Here is a 24473-nt window from a genome sequence, read left to right on the forward strand (position 1 = left end):
CCTAGGTTCGCGCATAACGGATACGTGGATCGATCACGCCATAGCAGACGTCCACGATCAGATTGATCAGTACGAACACCGCGCCATAGACCACGACACAGCCGAGCACCACTGGATAGTCGCGCATCTGGACGGACTCGAAGATCAGCATGCCCATGCCTGGGATGCCAAAGATCGACTCCAGGATTACCGTGCCGCCCAGAATGTGACCGACCTGCAGGCCGAGAATGGAAAACACCGGAACCACGGAGTTACGCATCGCGTGCTTGCCGATCACCCGAAGTTCCGAAGCGCCTTTCGCGCGAACCGTGCGGATGAAGTTCGAATGCAACACTTCGAGTAACGAGGAGCGGAGCATTCGGGCGATGCTGGCCATTGTCGACGTACCGAGAGCGAGCGCTGGCAGGGCGAGATGCACCAGATTGCTTGACAGATCCTCGGTTGGTCCCTGGTAGACCAGCGGTGGTGACCAGGTGAACAGTAGCGCCAGGTAGGTCACCATCAGCAGGCCGAGCCAGAAGTTCGGGATGGATATCCCGGCCACCGAGACCAACCGGAGGCTCTGGTCGAGCCAGCTGTTGCGCCGGACGGCGGAAAGGACGCCGAGCGGGATACCCGCGAGCACGCCGAACAGCACGGCCATCGCGCCCAGTTGCAGTGTTATTGGCAGGCGCTCGCCGATCAGTGTGGTTACCTGTTCACCATCCTGAAAGGACTGTCCGAAGTCCCCGCGTACCGCATCGGCGAGGAAGGTGCCGAGCTGGGTGAACAGCGGCTGGTTCAGGCCGAGCTCCGCGGCCAGCCTGTCGACCTGCTCCTCGGTCACCCCTGGCGCATCGGCGAGCTGCAGGCGAACGACGTCACCGGGAATCAGCCGCAGCGCGAGGAAGACGAAGACCGTGACAAGGAAGACGACCAGCAGACCATAGAGCAGCCGGCGGATCACGTACTCAGTCATGACTCAGTACCTCCGCCGCGTCGTGCAGATGGCAGCTCACCGTGCGCTCGCCCATTGTGGACTCGACAGGAAACTTGTTGGTACAGGGTTCGAACGCGGCAGGGCAGCGCGGATGGAACCGGCAGCCGGATGGCGGCGCGCTGGGGCTCGGCGCTTCGCCTCTGGCCATGATCCGGTCCCAGCGCGGCGGTCGATGCGGATCGGCGCTCGCGATCGCGGCCGCCAAGCTCCGCGTGTAGGGATGTTGCGGCTCGGCGAGTAGTTCGTCCGCGGGTCCGTGTTCGACGAACTGGCCGAGGTACATCACGCAGATCCGGTCCGAGATATAGCGCACCACGTTGAGGTCGTGCGCGATGAACAGGTAGGCGAGTCCGAGCTCGCCTTGTAGCTCGCGGAGCAGGTTGAGCACCTGCGCCTGCACCGAGACGTCCAGCGCGCTGACCGCCTCGTCGCACACCAGCAGCTCCGGCTCGGTGGTCAGTGCCCTTGCGATGCCGATTCGTTGGGCCTGTCCGCCGGAGAACTGGTGCGGGTACTTGTCCAGATCGGAGGCGGCAAGCCCGACTCGCTCGAGTAGTTCCGCCGCCGTGCGGCGCGCCGCCTTACCGGTGGAGATCCGGTGTGCTTCGAGTGGTTCGGTGACGACCTGCGCGATAGTCATCCGCGGATCGCACGCGCTGAAGGGGTCCTGAAAGATGATCTGGAGCTTGCGCCGCAATCGCTTCAGCTCGGCGGGACGCTGCCTGGTCAACTCCGTACCGGCAAAGTGGATCTGCCCACTGGTTGGGTCGAGCAGGCGCAGCACGAGGCGCGCCACGGTCGATTTGCCCGACCCTGATTCGCCAACCAGACCGAGGGTTTCGCCGCGGCCGATCCGGAACGTGACCCCGTCGACCGCGTGCACTTTGCCCACCGTGCGGTTGAGCAAGCCTTTGGTGATCGGGAAGTGCTTCACCAGGTCGCGGACCTCGAGAAGCGGTTCCGGCGTGGCCGAGTTGCTGATCGCGGACATCAGGCGAGCTCCTGTTCTGGCTCAGCACGGCGCGATTCGGTCGGTGCTGGCGCGCGCAGCCAGCACCGACTAGACCGACCACCGTCCAGCCGGACTACCGGCGGCGGTTGGGTGCAGTCCTGCCAAGCGTGCCGACAGCGTGGTTGGAACCGGCAGCCGGGCGGCATCTCGTGCAGTGCCGGAACCGCACCGCCGATCGCGCCAAGCGGCTGTGACTTGTCCGTCTCCGGCGTCGGGATGGCGGTCAGCAGCGCCTCGGTGTAGGGGTGTTGCGGATCGGTGAGCAACTTTCCCGCGGGCCCCTGCTCGACGACCTGACCGGCGTAGCACACCACCACCCAGTCGGCCATCTCCGCGACCACGCCCATGTCGTGCGTTACCAGCACCAGGGCCATCTGGTACTGCCGTTGCAGATCCCTGATCAGCTCGAGCACCTGAGCCTCGATGGTGACGTCGAGTGCGGTGGTCGGCTCGTCCGCGATCAACAGACGCGGCGCGCAGGCCAGTGCGATCGCGATCATGACCCGTTGCCGCTGGCCACCGGAGAGCTCGTGGGGGTAGGCGCGAAGTCTGGTTCGCGCGTCCGGAATGCCGACCTGGCCAAGCAGCTCGACGGCGCGGTCGCGTGCTTCGGTCTTGCTGATCTTGCGGTGCAACCGGATCGCCTCGACGATCTGGTCGCCGATGGAGTAGAGCGGATCGAGTGAGGTCATCGGGTCCTGGAAGATCATCGCGATGTCCTCGCCACGGATACCACGCATCCGTGATTTGTCCACGGCGGATAGATCCTGGCCGTCCCAGACGATCTGGCCGTTGGCGATCCGGCCGCCATCGAGTAGCTGGAGCACCGCGAGGGCCGTGACGCTCTTACCCGATCCGGACTCACCGACGATCGCTACGGTCTGCTCGGCGGAAACCTCGAATCCGATGTCGTTGACGGCTTCCACCGTGCCGCGTGCGGTATCGAACTCCACCCGGAGATCCGCGACTCGAAGCAGCGGAACGGTTTGCTCGTGTTCGGCATTCGGCCACATTGGCCAGTCCTCGCCATCGTATCGGTGCCGCGGTAGTTGAGCCCGCCGCACTTCCTCAGACGTCTGACTCCGAAGGGTGCTGCTGACTAGAATCTGACTCTAGAACTGAGTGCTACAGTGACGCCGCTCACGCATACTGTCAAGAGTTCGCCGGGAGTTACCTTGCCTGGCGTCGTGGGCGAAAGAGGCCTTCCTGGCCAACGGTGGCGAGCAGCGTGCCAGATTGATCAATCATGCGACCAAGGCCGAGGCCTCGGCTGCCATGCGCGGAAGGGTTCGTGGTGGCATACCACAACCAGTCGCGCAGGCGGGGGACGCCATGGAACCACATGGCATGATCGAGGCTGGCCGCATCGCCCTGTGCGGTGCCGGTTTCTCTGCGGTGCTCGCGGACAGCCGCGCGGAGCAGCGAGATATCCGATAGATGGGCCAGCAGCGCGTGGTGTAACAGCGGATCGTCCGGTAGCCGCGCGGTGGGCCGCAGCCAGACGCCGGTGGCGCCAGAGGTCGCTGCGCGCAGTTCGATCGGTTGGCCGGGGCGCGCGGTAGGACCGGTGTGGAACGGAAACTCCGAGGGGCCCTCGGTGGGGGCTGCCGGTTTCGGACACGTCGTACTTGTCGTCGGGAGGTGCGTCGTCTCGTGGAACGCGGCGAAAGCGCTGAACACGACCGTGCCGTCCTGGGTGGCCTCGGCGTGTCTGATCGTGGACGGTCCGTCCGAGCGGAATCGGTGCACCGTGTAGTGCACGGGCACCAGCGGATCGCCGGGACGCAGGAAGTACGCGTGCAGCGAGCGGATGGTCAGCGCCGGCGGCACCGTGCGACCGCAGGCAACCAGTGCCTGACCGAGCAGTTGGCCGCCGAACAGTCGCTGGGTCGGCACCGGCTGATTCGGTCCGGTGAAGCTGTCAGTGGCGGTTTGCCGGACGTCCAGCACCGCAAGCAGCTCGTCCAATGCCGACTGTTCGGTGGCTTCGGCCGTCACGGGATTGCGGCCGGATGGCCGAGTTCGCGCAGCAGATCGGCCGAGTAGGCGATCCGCCCAGTCATTTCGGTCGCGGGCCGATAGCACAGCTCGAGCGCGGCATCGGCCATCACCGATGGCGGTTCCGACTCCGGATCGTTCTCGGTAGTGAGCTGGTGGAACACGGTGCCAGGGGTTGGCACAACCCGGTTTGGCGCGAGCGAGTTCACCGCGATGTCGGCGTTCTGCAGCTCGGCGGCCAGTCCACTGGTGAACCGCTCCAGTGCGGCCTTGCACATACCGTAAACCGTCCCGCCGCGCATCGCCCGTGGTTGGTACGGCTGGCGGGGATGACAGGCGGCGATCGAGGAGATATTCAGGATCCAGCCGTGACCTCGGGTTCGCATCGTGGGGATGACCAGCTGCGCCAAGTGGGTTGGCGCGGTCACCTGTACTTCGAACATCAGGGCGAACCTGCGCGCGCTGAACTCGGTGATGGGCGTGAAGTAGGTGACCGCCGCGTTGTTCACCAGGATGTCGATGGTGCCATGGCGATCAAGCACGGACTCGATCAAGTCCTGCCGGTCCATGGCATGGGCAAGATCCGCGCGATGCGCGGAGGCCGTACCGCCAGCCGCCTCGATCCGCGCGACGGTATCGCCGATCGTGCCAGGTAGCCGAGCGTCGGTCGCGTCCACGGTACGTGCCGAGACGGCCACGGCCGCGCCAGCCGAGGCGAACCGCTCGGCAATCGCCGTTCCGATCCCTCTACTTGCGCCGGTTACCAGCGCGACCTTTCCGTCCAGCTGCCCCATTGCCGCTCCTTGCTCTCGCGCTTGCCGAAGAGTCCATAAAGGATGTATCGCATGCGTAATTACTAGAACAATATTCTAGTAAGGCGGTCGGCGGAAGTGCTGATCGCGCGGATCCGCAGGTTGACAGCGGGCAGCGGAAGGCGCCAAGCTATTTTAGAAAACTGTTCTAAAACTGGCTGTGCCGAGACCGAGCCGGGAGTGCGGGATGAGCGGTATCGTGGCGGGTCGAGTAGTCATCGTGACCGGGGCGGCGCGCGGCATTGGCCGAGCGCACGCGCTGGAGTTCGCCCGGCAGGGCGCCAAGGTGGTAGTGAATGATCTTGGCGCCGAGGTGGATGGCAGCGGATCCTCGGATGGTCCCGCTGGCGAGGTCGTCGAGCGGATTCGCGCCGAGGGAGGTACGGCGATCGCCAATGGCGCTGACGTCACGGATTTCACCGAGGCGAAGAGCCTGGTGGACACGGCGGTCGACGAGTTCGGCGAGCTGCATGTGCTGGTGAACAACGCCGGGATCCTGCGGGATCGCATGCTGGTCAACATGACCGAGCAGGAATGGGACTCGGTGGTCCGGGTGCACCTGCGCGGAACCTTCGCCCCGCTGCGGCACGCCGCGGCGTACTGGCGGGCGAAGTCGAAGGCTGGCAAGCAGGTGGACGCCCGGATCATCAACACCACCTCGTCTTCGGGGATCTATGCCAATCCAGGGCAGGGCAACTACGGCGCGGCAAAGGCGGGGATCGCCGGGTTGACCGTCATAGCCGCCCGCGAACTCGGCCGCTACGGGACCACCTGCAACGCGATCGCGCCAGGTGCGCTGACCAGGATGACGGAGGGGTTGCGGCCGGATCGGGTCAAACCGGAGGCTGGGGAGTTCGATCCGGCCGCGCCGGACAACATCGCCCCGCTGGTGGTCTGGCTGGCCAGCGCGGAGGCAAAGGAGATCACCGGCAGGGTCTTCAATGTGCGCGGCGGTTCGATTAGCGTGGCTGAGGGCTGGCGCGCGGGCCCCGGGGTAGACAAGGAAGCGCGATGGGATCCGGCCGAACTCGGCGCCGTCATACCGGATCTGGTGGCCAAGGCGGTTCCGAACGCGCGGACCAATGGCGTGCCTGAAGGATGGGACGAGTGATATGGCGTTGAACCACGCGGCCGTCGGTGTCGAATCACAACCGCACGAGCGGACCTGGACAAGTGCCGACACCCTGCTCTACGCCGTGGCCGTAGGTGCCGGCGCGGATGATCCGGTTGGCGAACTCCCGTTCACCACGGAGAACTCCGACGGAGTCGCACAGCAGGTGCTGCCCACCTTCGCGGTGCTCGCCGCGCAGGCGCCACATGGCCTGGAACTCGGCGATTTCGATCGCGCCCGGCTGGTGCACGCGGAGCAGGAGTTCGAGCTACATCAGCCGTTGCCGCCGGCTGGTGGCGTCCGTACTACCGCACGTATCACCGGAATCCATGACAAGGGCTCGGCAGCGGTGGTTGCCACCGAGTCCAGGGCCGTCGATCCGGACACCGGTGCGCCGATGATGACCAGCCGCAGTTCGGTCTTCATCCATGGTGAGGGCGGTTTCGGTGGTGACCGGGGGCCCCGGCGGGAATGGCCAGAACCCGAGCGGGCCGCCGATATCGAGGTCAGCTGCGTCACCCGACCGGAACAGGCGCTGCTCTACCGGCTTTGCGGGGATCGCAACCCGTTGCACTCCGACCCGAAGTTCGCCGCTCGTGCCGGGTTCGACCGGCCGATCCTGCACGGGCTGTGTACCTACGGGATCACCGGTCGCCTGCTGCTGCACGCGCTCGCCGATTCCGATCCGGCGCGCTTCGCTGGAATGTCCGGCCGGTTCTCCAATCCGGTGTTTCCTGGGGAGACCCTGCGGGTCTCGATCTGGCAGGACGGGGCGACCAGCCGGTTTCGTACCAGTAAGGCGGACGGCACCGTGGTGATCGACCGTGGCGAGGTCACGGTCCGGGAGCCGTGACCACACCGCCGGAAGGCTGGCGGCTGCCTTCGGTAACCGCGCCCGAAGGCTGGTTACGCGTGGACTGTCATCTCCATACCGCGTTCTCCGGGGATGCCGTCACCACCATCGCCGAACTCGGTACCCGTGCCGTGGCGGAGGGTATCGACGTGCTCTGTGTGACCGACCATCACACCCTGGACGGCGCCTACGTGGCACACCAGGAAATGGCCGGAGTACGCATCATCATCGGCGAGGAGATCCGCACGCACGCCGGCGAGATCATCGGATTGTTCCTCACCGAGCGGGTTCCGTATGTGCTGCCGCTCGCGGATGCCGTCCGCCGGGTCAAGGATCAGGGCGGAATCGTCTACGCGCCGCATCCGTTTGACCCGAACCGGCGTGGACTCGGCCGGTCCGGAATGGACGAACTATGCGCGGCGGGCGCGCTCGATGTGGTCGAAGTCTGCAACGCCAAGGTCGTGGACGAGCAGGACAATCAACGCGCCATGCACTACGCGGCGGCGCGCGAACTCGCCATGGCCGCCGGTTCCGATGCGCATGACCAGGCGGGCATCGGCGGCGCCTACCTGCTGATGCCCGATTTCGACGGGCCGGCGGACTTCCTTCGCAAGCTGGCGGATGCGCGCATCACTGGGGAGTATCGGCCACACGATCCACTTGCCCGCTAACCAGCCACGCGTTCAGTCCAGCAGATCCTCGATGCTCAGCGGGTCCAGCCGCCGGATCAGCGCGATCGCCGCGGCGATCACCTTGTTGGCCTCGCGCTTGGCGTTGCACACGGCTATCTCACGCGCGGCCTCACCGATGATCGAGGTGAGTACCGCGACGGTGACCCGGTCGACCGGGTTCGTGCCAGCTCCGAGCAGTACCGCGTTCTGTCGAACCCAGTCCCGGTTGCGGCGGCGCCGGACCAGCTCGAACCCCGGCGGGCCATCGCCATCCATGAACAGGCGGGCGAGATCGCGACGTTGCCAGGAACACTCCAGGTAGGCCTTCGCCCCGGTGATGAACAGCTGCAGCGGCTCCTCGACGCCGTCCGCGCGAGCCTTGGCGACCGCGGTGCTCGCCTGCTCCTCGTGGGTGAGGTAATGGTCCTCCCACAAGGCAAGAAACAGCTCCGTCTTACCGCCGAAGTGGTGGTACAGGCTGCCCACGCTGGACTGGGCGCGCTCCACCACATCCGCCACGCTCGCCTCGGAGAAGCCCTGCTCGCTGAAGATCTCCCGCGCAGCCTGCAGCAGAACCCTGCGGGTCTCCGCCGTGCGGCTCCATTGCCAAGCGTTGCTTGGCTTGCCGCTTGCCTTACGTGCCATCAAAGCTCAGAGCTCCTCCCGCGCTGAACAGCGAACATCCCCTTCGTTGCTGAACGCAATTTTAGAATCCCGGGGAGCCACCGGACGGCCAGGGTCGATCCGGCGAGTCGGTGGCGCGCAGCCGAGGGAAACCGTCGGCCTTCCCTTGACAGCCTGGCATGCCGGCCCGCAAGCTGAATCAGTAGTAGAGCATCATTCTAGAAATGAAATCACACCTTGCTGCTTACCGGTATCCCAGGTGACCAGAGAGGACACCACAGATGGTCGATTTTTCGCTCAGCGACGAGGAACGGCAGATCCGGGACACGGTTCGATCGTTCATCGCGAATGAGGTGATGCCGCTCGAGTCGGAGGTGCTCCGGAACGAGCGAGCGGGTAAGCCCGCGGTGGATCCGGCTGTGGTCACCGAGCTTCGACAGAAGGCCCGGAAAGCGGGCTTCTGGGGCGTGAACACCCCCGAGGAGTACGGCGGCATGGAGCTGGGGCCGGTGATGTCGGCCATCCTCTCGATCGAGGTTGGCCGAACGTACGTGCCGTTCAGCTTCGGCGGTAGTGCGGACAACATCCTGTATGCGGGCAATGCCGAGCAGAAGCAGCGCTACCTGTTGCCGACGATCGCTGGTGAGCGACGATCATGTTTCGCGATCACCGAACCTGGCGCCGGCTCGGACGCGCGGAATATCCGCACTCGCGCGGTGCGGGACGGCGGCGATTGGGTGATCAACGGCGAGAAGACGTTCATCACGGGCGGCAACGAGGCCGATTTCGTGATGGTCTTCGCGGTCACCGACCCCGAGCGGGGCGCGGACGGCGGGGTCACCTGTTTTCTGGTCGATCGCGATATGGGCTGGAAGTCCGAGCCTATTCCGACCATGGGGCAATGGGGCCCTGCCGCACTGGTTTTCGACAACGTGCGAGTGCCGGAGAGCAATATCCTCGGCGAACTCGGCCAAGGTTTCCCACTCGCCATGCGGTGGATCGGCCAGGGCCGCTACCTGATCCCGGCTCGCGCGATCGGCGCTGCCGAGCGGATGCTGCAGATGGCGATCGACTATGCGAACATCCGGCAGTCGATGGGTCGGACGATCGGGGAGTATCAGGCGATTCAATGGCAGATCGCGGACTCCCAGGTGGATATCGAGGCAACGAAATGGCTCACCCTGCACGCGGCATGGCAGGTGCAGCAAGGTAGGGACGCGCGCCATGCCTCCTCGATCGCGAAACTGCACGGTGCGGGGATGGCGAATGACGTCGTGGACCGGGTGTTGCAGATCCACGGTGGGATGGGCTACACCAAGGAACTGCCGATCGAGCGGTGGTACCGCGAACTTCGCCTGTTGCGGATCTACGAGGGCACCGACGAGATCCAGCGCAGAACGATCGCGCGTAATCTACTGAAGGGATACGCCAAGCTTGGCGGGGTTGGCGAATGACGGGGCGGCGGCGCGCGGCCATCGCGGGAGTGGCCGAATCCGAGTTGGGCAAAACACCACATCTGACCGTGCTTGCCCAGCAGGTGCAGGCGAGTCGGGCGGCACTTGCCGAGGCCGGGCTCGGCAGGGACGATGTGGACGCGTTGTTCGTTGCTGGGAACTGGTCGTGGTCGCCGGCGGTCGCGCTGGCCGAGTATCTGGGTATCCGACCGGACTATCTGGACAGTACGAATATCGGCGGATCCTCGTTCGAGGCGCATATCGGCCACGCCGCGGCCGCGATCGAGGCCGGCATGATTGATGTGGCACTGATTACCTACGGTAGTACGCAACGCAGCGATCGTTCCCGAAACCAGCCACGACCAGCAACCCTGACCGAGCAGTACGACCGGCCGTTCGGCTTGCCACTGCCGGTTGGTGCCTACGCGCTGGCGGCCGCCAGGTACCAGCACGAGTACGGGGTCAGTGGCGCGCAGCTCGCCGAGGTAGCGGTGAGCACCAGGAAATGGGCCCAGCTGAACCCAGTGGCACTGCACCGGGATCCACTCACCGTGGACGAGGTGCTGGCGTCACCGATGATCTGCGAGCCATTGCACAAACTGGACTGCTGTCTGGTCACCGATGGCGGCGGGGCCGTGGTACTGGTTGCCGAGGACCGCTGGGCGGACCTTGCCACTCGACCGGTTCAGGTACTCGGTCACGGCGAAACCACGACGCACAGCACGATCACGAATATGCCCGACCTCACGGTCACTGGCGCGGCGCGCTCGGGGCCACGGGCCATGCGAGCGGCAGGGATCGACTTCGCCGACATCGACGTGCTGGAAATCTACGACTCGTTCACCATCACGGTGTTGCTTACCTTGGAATCACTGGGTTTCTGCAAGCCAGGTGAGGCGGCGGACCTGTTCACCGAGGGGCACGCCGCTCCTGGCGGCCGCACTCCGATCAACACCAACGGTGGCGGCCTTTCCTATACCCATCCCGGCATGTACGGCATCTTTCTGCTCATCGAGGCGACCAGGCAGCTACGGCACGATTACGCGGCGACCGACCCGCGCAGGCAGGTGACCGACGCGGAGGTCGCGCTGGTACATGGCACCGGTGGCGTGCTCTCGTCGACCTCGACCGTCCTACTCGGAAGGAGCTGACCACGTGGTACACATCGTCGTGGACCCGGAAAGCGAGCCATTCTGGGCAGGATTACTCGTGGGCGAGCTGCGGTTGCAGCGGTGTGCCGCATGTCAGCGGGCGATCTTCTATCCCCGATCGGTCTGCCCGCATTGCTTCGCGGCCGACCTGAGCTGGTTTACCGCGGCCGGCACTGGAACCGTGTACTCCGTTACCGTGCCGCATCGGGCGTTCGGTGAGTTCGCCGAGCAGGCGCCGTTCATCGTCGCACTGGTCGATGTGGACGAGGGAGTGCGGATGATGACGCGAGTTCTCGCCGAACCAGGCTCGGTGCAGATCGGGGATCGGGTACGTCTCGCCCCGAATAGCCTCGGCGGAGCCGAAACCGGCGAGCCGGGCAGCGTATACGCCTGTTTCGAGCCGGTGGGGTAGCGATGAGTGTTGTCGCACGCGCCTCCCGTGCCGAGTCGATCCGGGCACTGTTCAACCCAACGTCGATCGCGCTGGTTGGCGCGACCGATAAGTCTGGCTGGTCACTGAGTACTTTCGTGAACCTGCGGGACAACGGCTTCACTGGCCCGGTATATCTGGTAAATCCACGTGCCGAACAGGTGCACGGCCAGCAGGCGCATTCGTCGCTTTCGGCTATTGGCGCACCGGTTGATCTCGTGTACGTCATGGTGCCGACGGCGGCGGTGCTTTCCGTGCTGCGTGAGGGCGAGCGGCTGGGTATCCGCCAGTATGTGGTGCTGACCGCGGGCTTCGGGGAGATCGGCGCGGAAGGCGCGCGGCGGGAAGCCGAGGTCCACGACTTTGCGGTCGCGCACGGGCTTACCGTGCTCGGCCCGAACGGTAACGGCTTCATCAATGCCGCGGCATCGATCACGCCGTACGGACTGCCGATTCCGGCTCCGCTGCTTTCCGGCTCGGTAGGTGTCGTACTGCAGAGCGGTGCACTGGCCAGTGCGATCCTGACCTTTTCCCAAGCACGGAACATCGGCTTGAGCCTGCTCACCGCGATGGGTAACGAAACCGTGGTTTCGGTCAACGATGTGCTCGACTACCTGATCGATGATCCACGGACGAAAGTGATCGCGCTCTTTCTGGAATCGGTGCGTCATCCGGCGGAGTTCGCCGCCGCGGCACGGCGGGCCGCGGCCACCGGCAAGCCCATCGTGGTACTGAAGATCGGCTCGAGCAAGTTGGCTTCGCGCACCGCGCAGGCGCATACCGGCGCGCTGGTCGGCGATGACGCGGTCGTGGACGCGGCTTTTCGGCAACTTGGGGTGCTGCGGGTGCGCTCGCTCGAGGACCTGCTCGTGACCGCGGGTTTGCTCACCGAGCTTGCCCCGTTGCGCGGCACCAGGATCGGTGTTGTCAGTGCCTCCGGCGGAGCATCGGAGATCATCGCCGACCGGGCCGAAGAGGAAGGCCTGGATATCCCGGCCTTCGCCGAAACTACCCGTGCGGAACTGGACGCGATCCTGCCCGAGTTCGCCACGGCCCAGAACCCGCTGGACGTTACGGGCTACGTGGTCGTCGATCGCACGCTGCTGAGCAGAGCGATGGAGGTCGTATCGCGGGACCCCGGGATCGACCTCGTCGTGCTGGTCTCCGATCTACCGAGGGTGGAACCCGCGAACGTGGACCTGGCGATGCGGATGTACCAAGCAACCGTGGAACGAGTGCGGCAGGCGCCGGTACCCGTCGTGGTGGTCAGCAACGTACTCGTGGACGTCACCGCGTTTGGTCGTGGAGTGCAGCACGAAACAGGGTTCCCCTATGTGGCTGGCGGTATCGAACACGGGATGACCGCCATCGGGGCCGCGGCGCGCTGGTCCGCGGTGATATGGGACGAGGTACCTCGGCAGGTGCGGCCCGCGGAACCGGTTATCGCCGGGGAACCGAGCGGCATGTGGACCGAACAGCAAGCGGCCGCATTGCTCGCGGATAACGGAATCCCGGTTGTTCCCGCGCAACTAGCGACCGATTCGGACAGTGCGGTGGCCGCGGCGGAGGGTTTCGGCTATCCGGTGGTGCTGAAGGCGGTCGCGGATGGTTTGGGACACAAGAGTGATATCGGTGGTGTCCGGCTGGGACTGGCCAACCCGCGCGAGGTTCGGCAAGCTCACGACGACGTACGCGCGGCCCTACAGGCGCGCGGCGCCACCGGGATCGGCACCCTGATCCAGCCGCAGCGCTCCGGTGGTGTGGAACTGCTGGTTGGCGTGGTTCGGGACGACACATGGGGGTTGACGATGGCGGTCGGCCTCGGCGGTATGTGGGTGGAGGTGTTGCGGGACTCCGCGCTCTGCGTGCTCCCGGCAGGGCATGCCGAGGTGCGTGCGGCGGTCGAGCGGCTACGCGGTTTCGACGTGCTGCGTGGCGCGCGCGGCGGCGAACCGGCCGATGTGGACGCGATCGTCGATGTAGCGGTGCGGATCGGCGCGCTGGCCGAAGGAATCGGTGACCAGCTCGATTCACTCGAGGTCAATCCACTGCTGGTGCGCGGCTCCACGGTGGAAGCCTTGGACGCGCTGATTACCTGGCGGCCGGCCGTGGCGTGATCTGCTGGCCCGCTAAGAAGCCAGCGCGGTCCGCGCGGCGGCTGCCCCGGATACCGCGCTGGCTGCCGCCGCGATCCGGGTGGTCAGCAGCTCGTTCGGTACCCAGCCGTCCGCGCGGTCGGTCAGCCACTCCTGGTCCACAAAGCACCCGGGCAACACCGATGCTGGCGCGCGTCTGCGTAGTTTCGCGGCCAGCGTGGCATCCATTCCGGCGGCATGGCTGCGAGCCGTACCGATGCTGATGGCTTGCACCGCTAGTCCGGTCAACGTCGCTCGCGGTACCAGGTCCAGCCAGCCGAGTAGGGTGGCGCTCGCGGTGAGGTGATAGGTCGGTGTCACGGCGACAAGCGTCTCCGCGCCATCGAGGTATCGGTGTGTGCTGCGCACCCGGGGATGCGCGTCGTTGCCTGCCATGAGCGCGGAGTGCGGTACGTCGCGCAAGTAGATGGTCCGCACTCGGTGTCCGAAATCGGACAGGGTCCGGCAGGTTTGGGTGGTAATGGCTTCCAGCCGGGAAGGCCGCAGGGGACTACTGCTGAGCAGCACGATAGTGGACATGTGTCAGTTCCTCAGATCACCTGCCCGGCTGTCCGCAAGTAAACCCGGGCATGGTCACAGAATCGCGAAGAATTGGGATCGGAATGTGCGAACTATGGACAGGAACTGGCGGCAACACGGCAGAAGTCGACGTGCCGACGTCGGACGAGCCGCTGCGTGGTTGCCATTCGCCGAGTACAGCAGTTTGTCGGAAAGTGGTCAACGAGATGAATTCCCGTCTCAACGAGTGAACTCGACGGGGTGACTGTTTACAGTACCTCCGATGGCCGGGACAGAACCGAACGACAAGCATGCCACGGTGTCGCTGGCGACCGCCGTACGCACCTGGGCGGCGATCGCGCTGCAGACGTTTGGTGGGCCAGCTGGCCAGATCGCGGTGATGCAACGGGTACTCGTCGACGAGAAACGCTGGCTGGGCCAGCGTCGTTTCCTGCATGCGCTGAACTACTGCATGCTGCTGCCGGGCCCGGAGGCACAACAGCTGGCCGTCTACACGGGATGGTTGTTGAATGGAACCCTGGGCGGGGTGCTCGCCGGCACGCTGTTCGTGCTCCCGGGTGTGCTCGTCTTACTCGCGCTGTCCGTGGTCTACGTCGCTTATGGCGAGACGACGATCGTCACGGCGATGTTCGCCGGGCTCGCCCCCGCGGTCCTGGCGATCGTGGCGCAGGCCCTTGTCCGGCTGGCCAGACGCGCGCTCGCGCACCCCGCACTGTTGCTGATCGCGATCGCGGCGTTCCTGGCGCTGTTCGCCTTCGCTATACCCTTCCCGCTGGTTGTCGGCCTTGCCGCGCTCGCCGGTTGGTTGCTGCACCGCTGGTCGCCGCACGCGATCGGGACATCCGCGGGTGCCGTGGCCGATGACGGACCGGCCCCGCTCATCCCGGACGACGCGTTGCATCACGAGCGGCCGAGCTGGCGGCGTTCGCTGCGGGTAATCGGTATCGGACTGGTGTTATGGGCGACCCCGGTGGTCCTTGTCGCGAGCCTTACCGGTATCGGCAGCGTGTTCACCAGTCAGGGCTTGTTCTTCTCCGGGACCGCGGTGATCACCTTTGGCGGTGCCTACGCGGTGCTCGCCTTTGTCGCGCAACGCGCGGTCGAGGTCTACGGCTGGCTGACCGCCGGCGACATGGTGCGTGGCCTCTCGCTCGCGGAAACCACTCCCGGGCCGCTGATCATGGTCGTGCAGTTCGTGGCATTCCTCGGCGCGTTCCACAATCCTGGCGCGCTTGACCCATGGCTGGCCGGGGTCCTCGGCGCGCTGCTGACCACCTGGGTGACCTTCGTGCCGAGCTTTCTGTTCGTGTTGCTTGGCGCGCCCTATATCGAGCAGCTGCGGCGACATGCCGCGCTGAGCGCCGCGTTGACCGGGATCACCGCGGCGGTGGTCGGCGTGATCGCCAACCTCGCCGCGTACTTCGCGAACCACACCCTGTTTGGTGCGGTCACCGAGATCGCTTACGGGCCACTGCGACTGGCCATTCCCGAGCTCGCCAGCGCGCGACCGCTGGCGTTCGGTATCGCCGTGCTGGCCTTCGGCATGGTTTTCGGGCTGCGCTGGTCGATTCCGCGGGTACTGCTGCTGGCCGCCGGGTTGGGGCTGGTCGCCGGAATGGTCGGAATACCCGTCAATTAGTTGCACGGAATTAAATTCATTGCGCAAAAAAAGATTCCGGGAAACCGTGGCGTGGCTCGCAATCCTGGTTTATCGAGTTGGGTTTACACGCCACGTGGGCTCGGCTAATGTCGTCGGCATGACGCGCGATTCCATCCTCACTACCCGAGGATACGTGGACTTTGCCCGCGTCTGTTCGGCATTGTGTTCGTGCTAGCGCATCCGTATTACTGATTCCGCGCGTCCGATTGTCGACGCGAGATCGCCCGTATGTCACGACCCGCACCGGTAGAACGAGATTCCCTGGTGTGCGGTTGTCAACTGCTGCCTTGGTGGAGTCGTAGTGATTGTTTCCGGTGAAGACCGGCGGACGGATCGGCCGGTGGATGGACGTGCCGAGCTCGACAACCGAAGTCCCATCGCCGTCACGGAGGTTCGGCGCAGCCGCACGAAGTCACGCGGCGGAATACCGCGATGGTTGTTCAAAACGTTCAGCCCGATCGGCCTCATCGCGTTGTGGCAAGTACTGAGTTCGGTGGGCGTACTCGATCGCGCGACACTGGCCTCGCCGGCGCAGATATTCGATACGGCGCTGCAGATGTGGCAGCAGGGGCGACTGCAGGACGCGGTTGCCGTTTCGACTCAGCGGGTACTGGTCGGGTTGGCGCTTGGCCTGCTCGCCGCGGTTGTGCTCGCGACCCTCGCCGGGCTGTTTCGCCGGGGCGAGGACCTGATCGACGCGCCGATGCAGATGCTGCGTACCGTACCGGTGATCGGTCTGATTCCGCTGCTGATCATCTGGTTCGGTATTGGCGAGGAGCCGAAGGTCATCCTCATCGCGTTGGCCGTCACTTTCCCGCTGTATCTCAATATCTACGGCGGAATTCGCAATGTGGACGCCAACCTGATGGAAGCTGCTCGAACGCTTGGCCTCGGCTGGTTCGCCCAGGTGCGGCATGTGGTGCTGCCAGCCGCGATGCCGAGCGCACTGGTTGGCCTACGCTACTCGCTCGGTTCGGCGTGGCTGGCACTGGTATTCGGCGAAACGATCAACGCCACTTCCGGGATCGGCTACGAGATGAACACCGCGCGGGAGTTCTTCCAGACCGACGTCATCGTGGTCTGTCTGGTGCTTTACGCGGTACTCGGGTTGCTCGCTGACTTCATCGTGCGAACTCTGGAAAGGACGGTGCTGGCATGGCGACCAGCGTTTCGCGGGAGCTGACCGGATCGGACACGGGGCAGTACGAAAAACCAGCGATGGTACGGGGTTTGACCCGCCGGTTCGGCAGCCGTGCCGTGCTTGACGGGCTCGATCTGGACATCGAACCGGGCCAGTTCGTCGCCCTGCTCGGAACGAGCGGGTGCGGCAAGAGCACACTGCTGCGGATTCTCGCCGACCTGGACGGGGAGATCACCGGAACCGTCCGGGTGGCCACCCGCAGGGCGGTGTCCTTTCAGGCACCGAGACTGCTGCCGTGGAAACGCGTCTGGCGCAATATCGTGCTCGGTCTGCCAGGTAAGGCCGATCGTGCCCGCGCCGAGCAGGCACTGGCCGAAGTCGGCTTGAGTCACCGGGTGGATGTCTGGCCGAAGGTGCTCTCCGGTGGGGAGGCACAGCGCGCCGCGCTTGCCCGTGCGCTCGTGCGGGCGCCGGATCTGTTGCTCCTCGACGAGCCGTTCTCCGCACTCGACGCGCTGACCAGATTGAAGGTGCAGGCACTCGTCGCCGAACTCTGGCAGCAACACCGCTGTGCCGTACTGCTTGTCACGCACGATGTGGACGAAGCACTCCGGCTTGCCGACCGGGTGCTCGTCCTGCGTGACGGCAGGATCGCCTACGACCAGCCAGTTGAAGCCGCACGGCCAAGGGCGACCGACACCCCGGATTTTCTTGCGCACCGTACCGAACTACTGAGCTGGCTGGGCGTACCCGCCGGCGACTCCGCAACCACCTGACGCTGAGGTAATGGATATGTCTATCGAGTTCATCGGAATGATCGGGGCACAGCACGTGTCCGAGATCCACCGGGCGAGCGGCCCCGCGGTCGACGGTGACTTTCTCGCGCGTTTCGCGAAGGCGCACGAGGACGCCGGTTTCGACCGGGTACTCATCGGCCACGGGTCGAGCAGTCCGGACGGTACCCAGCTGGCCGCCCATGCCGCGGCGCACACCGAACGGCTTGGCTTCCTGATCGCGCACCGGCCGGGGTTCGTCGCACCGACACTGGCCGCCCGAACCTTCGCGACGCTTGATCAGCTTTCCGGGGGTCGGATCGCGGTGCATGTGATCACCGGTGGCAGCGATACCGAGCAGCGCAGGGATGGTGACTACCTCACCAAGGAGGACCGGTACGCCCGCACCGACGAGTACCTGGACGTACTAACCCGCGCGTGGACCGAAACCGGACCGGTCTCGCACGAGGGCGCGTACTACCGCTTCGAGGGGTTCAGCACCAAGGTGCATCCGATGCAGCAGCCGCGGATCCCGCTGTACTTCGGCGGATCATCGGCTTCCGCGTACCGGGTCGGCGGTAAGCACGCGGATGTGTTCGCGCTGTGGGGCGAACCGCTGGCACAGACCGCCGAGCAGATCGTGGCGGTACGGGAAGCAGCGGCGGCGGCAGGCAGGTCGGATATCCGTATCAGTGTGTCCTTCCGGCCGATCCTCGGCCGGACCGAAGAGGAAGCTTGGGAGCGCGCGCATCGCGTGCTCGCCGAGATCAACGCCGCCAGTGGTGGTCACGGGTCGTTCACCGGGCCGCTCGGTCAGGAACGAAGTGGACCAGCGGTGAGCAATGTCGGCTCGCAACGCCTGCTGCAGGCGGCGGCGAGCGGTGAACTGCACGACCGTGCGTTGTGGACACCGACGGCCGCGGCGACGAATGCCGCGGGGAACTCCACGGCGCTGGTCGGAACTCCGGAGAAGGTTGCTGCCGCGTTACTGGACTATGTGGACATCGGCGTAAGCACCCTGCTCATCCGCGGTTACGACCCGCTGGATGATGCCATTGACTACGGCAAGGAGCTCATCCCGTTGGTCCGCCAGGAAGTTGCCCGCCGCGAAGCCAGCGCCAATGCCGCGCGGTCGGCGTAACGGGGGTCAGGATGCATCAACCACTAGCGCGGCGAACCTTCCTCGGTTTACTCGGTGCCTCGGCCGTCGCGCTGACCGCCTGCGGCGACAGCACCGTCGCCGCCGACGGCAGCGTCAATCTGTCCGAAGTAGAGCTCACGGTTGGTGATCAGGCACGGCAGCAACGAGCACTGATGGAGGCGGCAGGGGAGCTGGAGGACATCGAGTTCCAGCTGGACTGGGCGGACTTCGCGGCTGCCGCACCGTTGCTGGAAGCGCTGACCTCCGGTGCTATCGATCTTGGTATCGCGGGGGACGCGCCAACCTTGAACGCGCTCGCTTCCGGTGCCAACATCAAGATTGTCTCCGCGATCCGCTCGCCAAGCCAGGGTGGCCTCGCGCTGCTACTACCGCGCGATTCCGGCATCAAGCGGGTCGCGGATCTGCGCGGACGCACCGTCTCGCCCACGACGCAGGGCAGTATCGGGCACTATCTGCTGCTCGCCGCGCTCGACGAGGCGGGCGTTGCCGCCGACGATGTCCGGATCAGCTTTCTCGAGCCGGTCAACGCGAACGCGGCGCTACGCTCCGGCGCGATCGACGCGTGGTCCACATGGGACCCGTATACCGCCTCGGCAGAGGTGGAGCAGGGCGCTACGGTGCTGCGCGACTCGCAGGGCCTCACCCATGGGTTGACCTTTTTGGACGCTTACCAGGAGGCGCTGGACGACCCGGGCAAACGCGCGGCGATCAGGGACTTCGTCGAACGGTACAACCGGTCACTGCGGTGGGCACTGGACAATCACGACGAATACACCCGGTTGTACGCGGAGCTCACCGGCCGACCGGAGAGTGTGGCCAGCGCGGTCACCGAGCGCGCGAAACGCACCGGTGAACCGGTGACCGACCAGGTAGTGCGCCAGTTACAGGAGGTGGCGGACAACTACCGCGGGTTCGGTGTGCTACGCCAGCCGCTGACCATTCGCGAGCATGTGGTGAGCGAGCTCTGATGGCGGAATGGATACCTGAGCGCTCACCGAGGGGCACCGTCGTGCTGTTGCCCGGCAGGGGCGAGCACCCTGGGGTCTATGCCAGGTTCGGCCGCCGGATCGCGCTGGACGGCTACCGGGTACTCGTGCCGGACCCCGGCGAGTGGGACCCGGCAGCCTGGTACGGCGGCGAGCATCGCGGCGCGCGCATCCTCATTGGCGCCGATACCGGCGCGCTTGCTGCCTGGTCCGTGGCGTTGACCGTGGAACTGGATGGGCTGGTGCTCGCCGGTACGCCGTTGTCGGCGCCAGTGGTGCCCGTTGACCAGGTGGACGAGCTGGCCGCGCGTACCTCCTGCCCAGTGCATCGGGAACTGCTCAGCGCCGATGCCGAGTTCCGCTGGGGTGCGCTGGCCGAGGATGCCGGCGCCGCGCCGGAGCGGCTTCCCTCGGTGCCAACTCTGCTGCTGCACGGCGAGCTGGACCAGATCACGCCGAGTGATCCGGTGCGTAAGCTTGCGGCGCGGCTGCCGCAGGCTTCGCTTGCTCTCGTCAAGGGCGGAGTGCACGATATTCTCAATGATCAGTTTCACCGGAGCGTCGCGGCACGGATCGTGCTGTTCTGCGAGGAGATCGGTCAGGGCGCCATGATCATGCCGCTGCCGGACGTGGATCGGGGCGGCCGTACTCGGCGCGCCGCACTGGTGCAGGTGTCGACGAAGGTGGACTACGCCGTGCGGGCACTCATCGCGTTGGCCCGCACCGAGGACGAGCAGTTGACCTGTGAACAGATCGCGCGCCGGACGTCGATACCGCTGAATTCCCTGGTGAACCTCATGGTGGAGCTACGCCGTGCGGGGGTGGTGGCCAGTCAGCGCGGCTGCGAGGGCGGCTACTGGCTGGCCAGGGAGCCGGCGACGGTGTCCGTTGCTGAGCTCGTCCGCGTCGTTCACGGCTCGTTGATCAGCGGCCCGGCAGGGGGAGTAGGGAGCGGGCTCTGGCGACGGCTCGAGATGACCATCGGCGAGCTACTGGACAATACGACGATCGCGACGATCGCCGCCGACGATGCTGCCCCGAACGGGGTTTCAACCAGCACGCGAGTAGGAGTAACACAGCGATGACCGGACACGACGCCTTCCACCCCGACCTGCCCTCGTTGCGCTCGCGATTGCACCATGTGCGCGGCGAGGAGCTCGACGGAAATACCGCGCAGACCGAGGGCATGCGCAGGTTGGCCGCGGTCAGTGGGGAGCGGGTTGGCTCGGAACGGATCTGGATGGGCGAAACGCATGTCGCTCCGGATACGGCCTCGGACAACCATCATCACGGTGAATCGGAGACCGCGATCTATGTGGTCAGTGGGCATCCCGAGTTCGTATTCCACGACGGCGACCAGGAAGTGCGGATCAAGACCGCGCCGGGGGACTATATTTTCGTGCCGCCCTACGTGCCGCACCGCGAAGAGAACCCGGATCCGAACGAGAAGGCGGTAGTGGTCATCTCGCGCAGTACCCAGGAGGCGATCGTGGTCAACCTGCCCGAACTGTACGCGCTGTAAGCGGCTGGGTTGTGCTGAACCAGGACATTCGGCGCGCGTCAGCAGGCAGCTGCACCAGCCCGCAGTTGCCAGCGAGTGCGCAGTTCCTCGGTGGCGCGTTCGCCAGCACGGACGGTCGCGGCGCAGTGCTCGCGTAGCTGCTCGGCTCGCGCGTCGTCCGCACGGAACATTGCCCGTAGCCGGCCGCTGATTTCGTCGCTGGCGTGTCGCATGGTGGGTCACCATCCCTGGATTGTTTGTTGGTCAACGGGGCGGTACCGGCTCGGCCGGATTGAGCAGTGCTTCGATGATCGAGCGGCCGGCGGGCGCTAACTCGTCCTTATCGGACTCTTGTGAAACGGCCAGATCCTGACTGGTCGGTTCCGGGACGAGCGGTTGAACCGACGGTATTTCGGGTTCCGGTTCAGTCGCACGCTCGAGCAGGTCCGGGCTTGGCAGCTCGTCCACGTCGACATCCGGCCATGGTTCGCCGGTCAGCGTCACGTTCCGTTGATGCGCGTCGTCGCCACCGCCTCCTCGGGCGCCAGCGGCGCCACCCGGCAGGAAGGGCGCGAAACCCGCCTGCTGGTTCGCGCCGCCGGGCATGGCCGGCATCCCGGTCGACAGTGGACGGCGCATACCCATCAGATCCGTCGGCCCGGCACCGGTACGCGCCCCGGGAGCGGGGTTCACTTCCTGGCGAGCCACCCGCGTTGCCACCCAGCGCCGCGGGTGCCATCGCGCCGGTGCTCAGCGTGCCCGGGTTCGGTACACCCGTTGCCGGTGAACCCATCGTTGGCGTGCCGGGTGCGCCGTGGCCCGCACCGGGTTGCCCCGCTGGACTCGCTTCGGCAGGGTTCGTATCGCCTGGCGCCGGCGCGACCTCGGGTCCACCGTGTCCGGCAGGTGATTGCGACGGTTCGGCGCCGTCCGGCCGGAACTCGTTGAGTGCGGTACGCAACTCGTCCCAGGTGTTTCGCAACTGCTGTTCCGTGGCGTCGCTGGCGGCATGGAAGGCGTCCAGCCGTGCTTCGAAGATCGGCGCGAACACGTTGCTGAGCCAGTCCTGGATATCCGCGTCAAGCTGCCCGACCAGTTCTGGATCGGTACGGCAGGCGCGGGGGTTGATCTGCAATCCTGCCAGCTTCGCCAGCTCGATCAGCTCGGCGTCGGTGGGCGGCGCATCGCTACTCGCCCGATCCACCAGTGTGGCCACCTGGTCGGCGGACAGACCGGCGATATCCTCCAGCGCCAACGCGCGCACCGTTCTGGCGTTGCGGATGATGGCCTGTTCCGCGGTGTTCACCACCGCCTCGATGGTGCTGGTGAGTTGGTCGATCCGTGCTCCCGCGTCGGTATTGGCCGACATGAGCCCGGCGAGCCGATGAGCTGCCTGATTCGCGGCCGCGCCGTGCCACACACCGAACAGATCCTCGGCGGTATGGGCCACCTCGGTGCCCGCCTCGCCGAGCTCGGTCCGTGCCGCACGGAGCGTCTCGGCATCGGTGCGAAGTTTGTCGAAGGCGATCTCGCGGTATTTGGCGGCCGGTTCCGCGATGCCGTGCTGGTAGTCGAAGGGTGTGCCGGTGTGCCGCGCGTACAGCGGGCCAAATCTGGCGAAGAACCGCAGGCCGTCCTCGGCGAGGTCCATGATGGTAGCGGCGCTGCCCGCGCCGGTCGATCCTTCGCTGAACAACCGTGTTTCCAGCTCCGTGAGCTGCTGCTCCGCGCTCATCATGCCGTGCTCGCTTCCTCGTGGAACAGCGCGCTGATATCGGCCGCGATCCGCTCGTCCATGTCCTGGTAGGCGCGCAGCGCGCTTTCCACATCGGTGCTCATCGTCGCGACGGACTGTTCGAACTCCCGCAGCTTTGCGGGGATCAGTTCCGTCACGACCTCGCGGTAGAGCTCGGCGAGGTCATCCTGTTCAGTACCGCCAAAGTCTCCTGGTCCGAGTGCGTCGGTCGTGGGCGGTGCCGTCCGGTCGCGCATGGCTTCGATCGGCCCGCGCATCCGCTGGCAGACCGAGACGATCTCCTCGGAGGACAATGCGAATCCAGTCACCGTCATCTCCCTCGAACCGATCTCGACGTATCCGAACGTGTTGTCTGGTGAGATGAGCAGGCATGTGGGCGGGTTTCCTTACGGCCCATTACGGAGGTCTTACCTGGCGATTCCCGCTGGTCAGAGGCCTCGGAACTCGGTCAAGCTCGGGGCCGTTGGGTGGGTATGGCAGACGATCGAGCGCGGGACCGGCTGCGGCGGTTTCCCGGGGTGCGTACCGTGTCCCGCCGAATCCAGCCAGGTGAGCCTGCCCGGTTCGAGCTCAGCTACGTGCGGCAGGGAACGCCGGGTGCCACGCCATTGCTGATCATTCCCGGCGGCCCGGGCCTCGCCGCAGTGTTGCCGTATCGCGGCGTGCGCCAGCTCGCCGCGGAGGCCGGGTTTGACGTGGTGATGGTCGAACACCGGGGTGTCGGGCTTTCCCGCACCGATCCGGCTGGCGCGGATCTACCGATGTCCGCGATGACTATCGAGGCGGTGGTCGCGGACCTGGTCACGGTGCTTGACGACTGCGATATCCAGCGTGCCGTGGTGTATGGCTCGTCCTACGGCGGCTACCTGGCTCAGGTGTTCGGTGCCTGGCACCCGGAGCGGGTGCACGCGATGGTCCTGGATTCCACCTCAGCGGTCGCGGCTGACGACGTGGAGGTCCGCGACTACCTGCGTCGACTGTTCTGGTATGGCAGCGAACCGGATACCGCCACGCTCGCCGAGAAGTTGCGTGCGCTTGTCGCCGATGGCCTGGTCAGCGCGGAGGACACCGGGGCGGTGGTGCCGACCGTCTACGAGTTCGGTGGCGCACCGTTGCTTGAGCGGTTGCTGGACGCGGTTCGCGCCGGCCGGGACCGACCATGGCGATGGGTGGCTGGCCTCGGCGCGAGGGAACTCGATGGTGGGCATCCGAATTTCATGGAGTTTGATCTTGCCGGGGCGATCTACTACCGGGAACTGCGCGCGGTTGATCCGGATGGCGGACCGCTTGATCCGCAGCTCCAGTACGCGCGCCGTGCGGACAGATTCCCCGCGTTCGTGGGTGAACCGGTGGATCTGCTTGCCGCGTACCCGAATTTCGACTGGCCGACCGTAGTGCTCTCCGGCGCTCGGGATATGCGTTCAGCCCGGCCAAGTGCGCGCAAACTCGCCGCGCGGCTCCCGGACGGCCTACTGGTTGGCTTCGCGAACTCGGCGCACAGTTTCCTTGATTTCCACCCCAACGCCGCGATCCTCGCAGCCCGCTCGACCGCGAACGGTTGCCACCACCGGTTGCCGGCGCTGACCGATCGAATCGAACGGATGCGTAAACCCGTGCGGTCGCGGTTGTTCACGCCCATGCTGACCGGTTGGCTGCTCGCGGAGCACGGGTTGGCCGCGGTCAATCCCGGCTAGGTTCGTGCCGGTGGTGCTGGAGCCACCCGG

25 protein-coding genes are annotated in these 24473 nt (G+C 65.8%); 15 read left to right on the plus strand and 10 right to left on the minus strand.

Annotation, left to right across the window (positions count from 1 at the left end; all coding sequences use genetic code 11):
• Window position 1 precedes the first annotated feature (1 nt).
• The 5 genes from EV191_RS23620 to EV191_RS23635 form a co-directional block, all read right to left on the minus strand.
• A complete protein-coding gene (locus EV191_RS23620; protein ID WP_132879513.1) occupies window positions 2–958 on the minus strand; it encodes an ABC transporter permease in 957 nt (318 codons plus the stop codon).
• Window positions 951–1970, minus strand: coding sequence for an ABC transporter ATP-binding protein (locus EV191_RS30385; protein WP_207894634.1), 1020 nt, complete (start codon window positions 1968–1970; stop codon window positions 951–953). Before EV191_RS30385 ends, EV191_RS23620 begins: the two co-directional genes overlap by 8 nt.
• Window positions 1970–3004 (minus strand): ABC transporter ATP-binding protein, encoded by a 1035-nt coding sequence (locus EV191_RS30390; protein WP_207894635.1) that lies wholly within the window; start codon window positions 3002–3004, stop codon window positions 1970–1972. The genes EV191_RS30385 and EV191_RS30390 overlap by 1 nt, the downstream gene beginning before the upstream one ends.
• 157 nt (window positions 3005–3161) lie before the next feature.
• Window positions 3162–3989 (minus strand): acyl-CoA thioesterase, encoded by an 828-nt coding sequence (locus tag EV191_RS23630; protein ID WP_165913072.1) that lies wholly within the window; start codon window positions 3987–3989, stop codon window positions 3162–3164.
• The gene (locus tag EV191_RS23635; RefSeq protein ID WP_132879517.1) at window positions 3986–4783 is read right to left on the minus strand and encodes an SDR family NAD(P)-dependent oxidoreductase; all 798 of its coding nucleotides are present in this window, start codon (window positions 4781–4783) and stop codon (window positions 3986–3988) included. Before EV191_RS23635 ends, EV191_RS23630 begins: the two co-directional genes overlap by 4 nt.
• Before the next feature lie 205 nt (window positions 4784–4988).
• Between EV191_RS23635 and EV191_RS23640 the strand changes: the two genes are divergently transcribed.
• The 3 genes from EV191_RS23640 to EV191_RS23650 are packed head-to-tail and all read left to right on the plus strand — an operon-like array spanning window position 4989 to window position 7436.
• On the plus strand, window positions 4989–5912 hold the full coding sequence (locus tag EV191_RS23640) for an SDR family oxidoreductase (protein WP_132879518.1): 924 nt from the start codon (window positions 4989–4991) through the stop codon (window positions 5910–5912).
• 1 nt (window position 5913) lies between these two features.
• Window positions 5914–6765, plus strand: a complete 852-nt coding sequence (locus tag EV191_RS23645) for a MaoC/PaaZ C-terminal domain-containing protein (protein WP_132879520.1) — start codon at window positions 5914–5916, stop codon at window positions 6763–6765.
• Window positions 6762–7436 (plus strand): PHP domain-containing protein, encoded by a 675-nt coding sequence (locus EV191_RS23650; protein WP_132879521.1) that lies wholly within the window; start codon window positions 6762–6764, stop codon window positions 7434–7436. The genes EV191_RS23645 and EV191_RS23650 overlap by 4 nt, the downstream gene beginning before the upstream one ends.
• A gap of 12 nt (window positions 7437–7448) precedes the next feature.
• On the opposite strand, the gene EV191_RS23655 is transcribed toward EV191_RS23650, so the two are convergent.
• The gene (locus EV191_RS23655; protein ID WP_132879523.1) at window positions 7449–8081 is read right to left on the minus strand and encodes a TetR/AcrR family transcriptional regulator; all 633 of its coding nucleotides are present in this window, start codon (window positions 8079–8081) and stop codon (window positions 7449–7451) included.
• A gap of 260 nt (window positions 8082–8341) precedes the next feature.
• Here EV191_RS23655 and EV191_RS23660 point away from each other — a divergent pair, with 260 nt between their 5' ends.
• Genes EV191_RS23660 through EV191_RS23675 form a run of 4 tightly spaced genes read left to right on the plus strand, consistent with a single transcriptional unit; the run spans window position 8342 to window position 13212 of the window.
• A complete protein-coding gene (locus tag EV191_RS23660) occupies window positions 8342–9514 on the plus strand; it encodes an acyl-CoA dehydrogenase family protein (protein WP_132879524.1) in 1173 nt (390 codons plus the stop codon).
• On the plus strand, window positions 9511–10665 hold the full coding sequence (locus tag EV191_RS23665; protein WP_132879526.1) for an acetyl-CoA acetyltransferase: 1155 nt from the start codon (window positions 9511–9513) through the stop codon (window positions 10663–10665). The genes EV191_RS23660 and EV191_RS23665 overlap by 4 nt, the downstream gene beginning before the upstream one ends.
• A gap of 4 nt (window positions 10666–10669) precedes the next feature.
• On the plus strand, window positions 10670–11077 hold the full coding sequence (locus EV191_RS23670) for a Zn-ribbon domain-containing OB-fold protein (RefSeq protein ID WP_207894636.1): 408 nt from the start codon (window positions 10670–10672) through the stop codon (window positions 11075–11077).
• Window positions 11078–11079: 2 nt separating this feature from the next.
• Window positions 11080–13212 (plus strand): acetate--CoA ligase family protein, encoded by a 2133-nt coding sequence (locus EV191_RS23675; RefSeq protein WP_132879529.1) that lies wholly within the window; start codon window positions 11080–11082, stop codon window positions 13210–13212.
• 12 nt (window positions 13213–13224) lie between these two features.
• Here EV191_RS23675 and EV191_RS23680 read toward each other — a convergent pair whose 3' ends face one another.
• Window positions 13225–13770 carry an NADPH-dependent FMN reductase gene (locus tag EV191_RS23680; RefSeq protein WP_132879530.1) on the minus strand — a complete coding sequence of 182 codons (546 nt, stop codon included), beginning with the start codon at window positions 13768–13770 and terminating at the stop codon, window positions 13225–13227.
• 262 nt (window positions 13771–14032) lie between these two features.
• Here EV191_RS23680 and chrA point away from each other — a divergent pair, with 262 nt between their 5' ends.
• From chrA to EV191_RS23715, 7 genes are all read left to right on the plus strand, one after another.
• Window positions 14033–15409, plus strand: coding sequence for a chromate efflux transporter (gene chrA, locus EV191_RS23685; RefSeq protein ID WP_132879532.1), 1377 nt, complete (start codon window positions 14033–14035; stop codon window positions 15407–15409).
• A 322-nt stretch (window positions 15410–15731) separates the two neighbouring features.
• Entirely contained in the window at window positions 15732–16613 is an 882-nt protein-coding gene (locus EV191_RS23690) for an ABC transporter permease (protein ID WP_243659180.1), read from the plus strand.
• Complete coding sequence (locus tag EV191_RS23695) at window positions 16586–17347, plus strand: ABC transporter ATP-binding protein (protein WP_132879534.1); 762 nt, start codon at window positions 16586–16588, stop codon at window positions 17345–17347. The genes EV191_RS23690 and EV191_RS23695 overlap by 28 nt, the downstream gene beginning before the upstream one ends.
• Window positions 17348–17363: 16 nt before the next feature.
• The gene (locus tag EV191_RS23700) at window positions 17364–18485 is read left to right on the plus strand and encodes an LLM class flavin-dependent oxidoreductase (RefSeq protein WP_132879535.1); all 1122 of its coding nucleotides are present in this window, start codon (window positions 17364–17366) and stop codon (window positions 18483–18485) included.
• 11 nt (window positions 18486–18496) lie between these two features.
• The gene (locus tag EV191_RS23705; RefSeq protein ID WP_132879537.1) at window positions 18497–19474 is read left to right on the plus strand and encodes an ABC transporter substrate-binding protein; all 978 of its coding nucleotides are present in this window, start codon (window positions 18497–18499) and stop codon (window positions 19472–19474) included.
• On the plus strand, window positions 19474–20577 hold the full coding sequence (locus EV191_RS23710; protein ID WP_132879538.1) for an Rrf2 family transcriptional regulator: 1104 nt from the start codon (window positions 19474–19476) through the stop codon (window positions 20575–20577). Before EV191_RS23705 ends, EV191_RS23710 begins: the two co-directional genes overlap by 1 nt.
• Entirely contained in the window at window positions 20574–21014 is a 441-nt protein-coding gene (locus EV191_RS23715; protein WP_132879540.1) for a cupin domain-containing protein, read from the plus strand. The genes EV191_RS23710 and EV191_RS23715 overlap by 4 nt, the downstream gene beginning before the upstream one ends.
• Window positions 21015–21052: 38 nt before the next feature.
• Here the strand turns inward: EV191_RS23715 and EV191_RS30195 are convergent, their stop codons facing one another.
• The 3 genes from EV191_RS30195 to EV191_RS23725 form a co-directional block, all read right to left on the minus strand.
• Complete coding sequence (locus tag EV191_RS30195) at window positions 21053–21226, minus strand: hypothetical protein (protein WP_165913073.1); 174 nt, start codon at window positions 21224–21226, stop codon at window positions 21053–21055.
• A gap of 191 nt (window positions 21227–21417) precedes the next feature.
• Complete coding sequence (locus EV191_RS23720; protein WP_132879541.1) at window positions 21418–22731, minus strand: hypothetical protein; 1314 nt, start codon at window positions 22729–22731, stop codon at window positions 21418–21420.
• A complete protein-coding gene (locus tag EV191_RS23725; RefSeq protein WP_132879543.1) occupies window positions 22728–23057 on the minus strand; it encodes a hypothetical protein in 330 nt (109 codons plus the stop codon). Before EV191_RS23725 ends, EV191_RS23720 begins: the two co-directional genes overlap by 4 nt.
• Window positions 23058–23222: 165 nt before the next feature.
• Between EV191_RS23725 and EV191_RS23730 the strand changes: the two genes are divergently transcribed.
• Window positions 23223–24443: an alpha/beta fold hydrolase gene (locus EV191_RS23730; protein ID WP_132879544.1), complete on the plus strand. Its 1221-nt coding sequence runs from the start codon at window positions 23223–23225 to the stop codon at window positions 24441–24443.
• Window positions 24444–24473 lie beyond the last annotated feature (30 nt).

The organism is Tamaricihabitans halophyticus (assembly GCF_004340875.1).
In the GTDB taxonomy this organism is placed as follows: domain Bacteria; phylum Actinomycetota; class Actinomycetes; order Mycobacteriales; family Pseudonocardiaceae; genus Tamaricihabitans; species Tamaricihabitans halophyticus.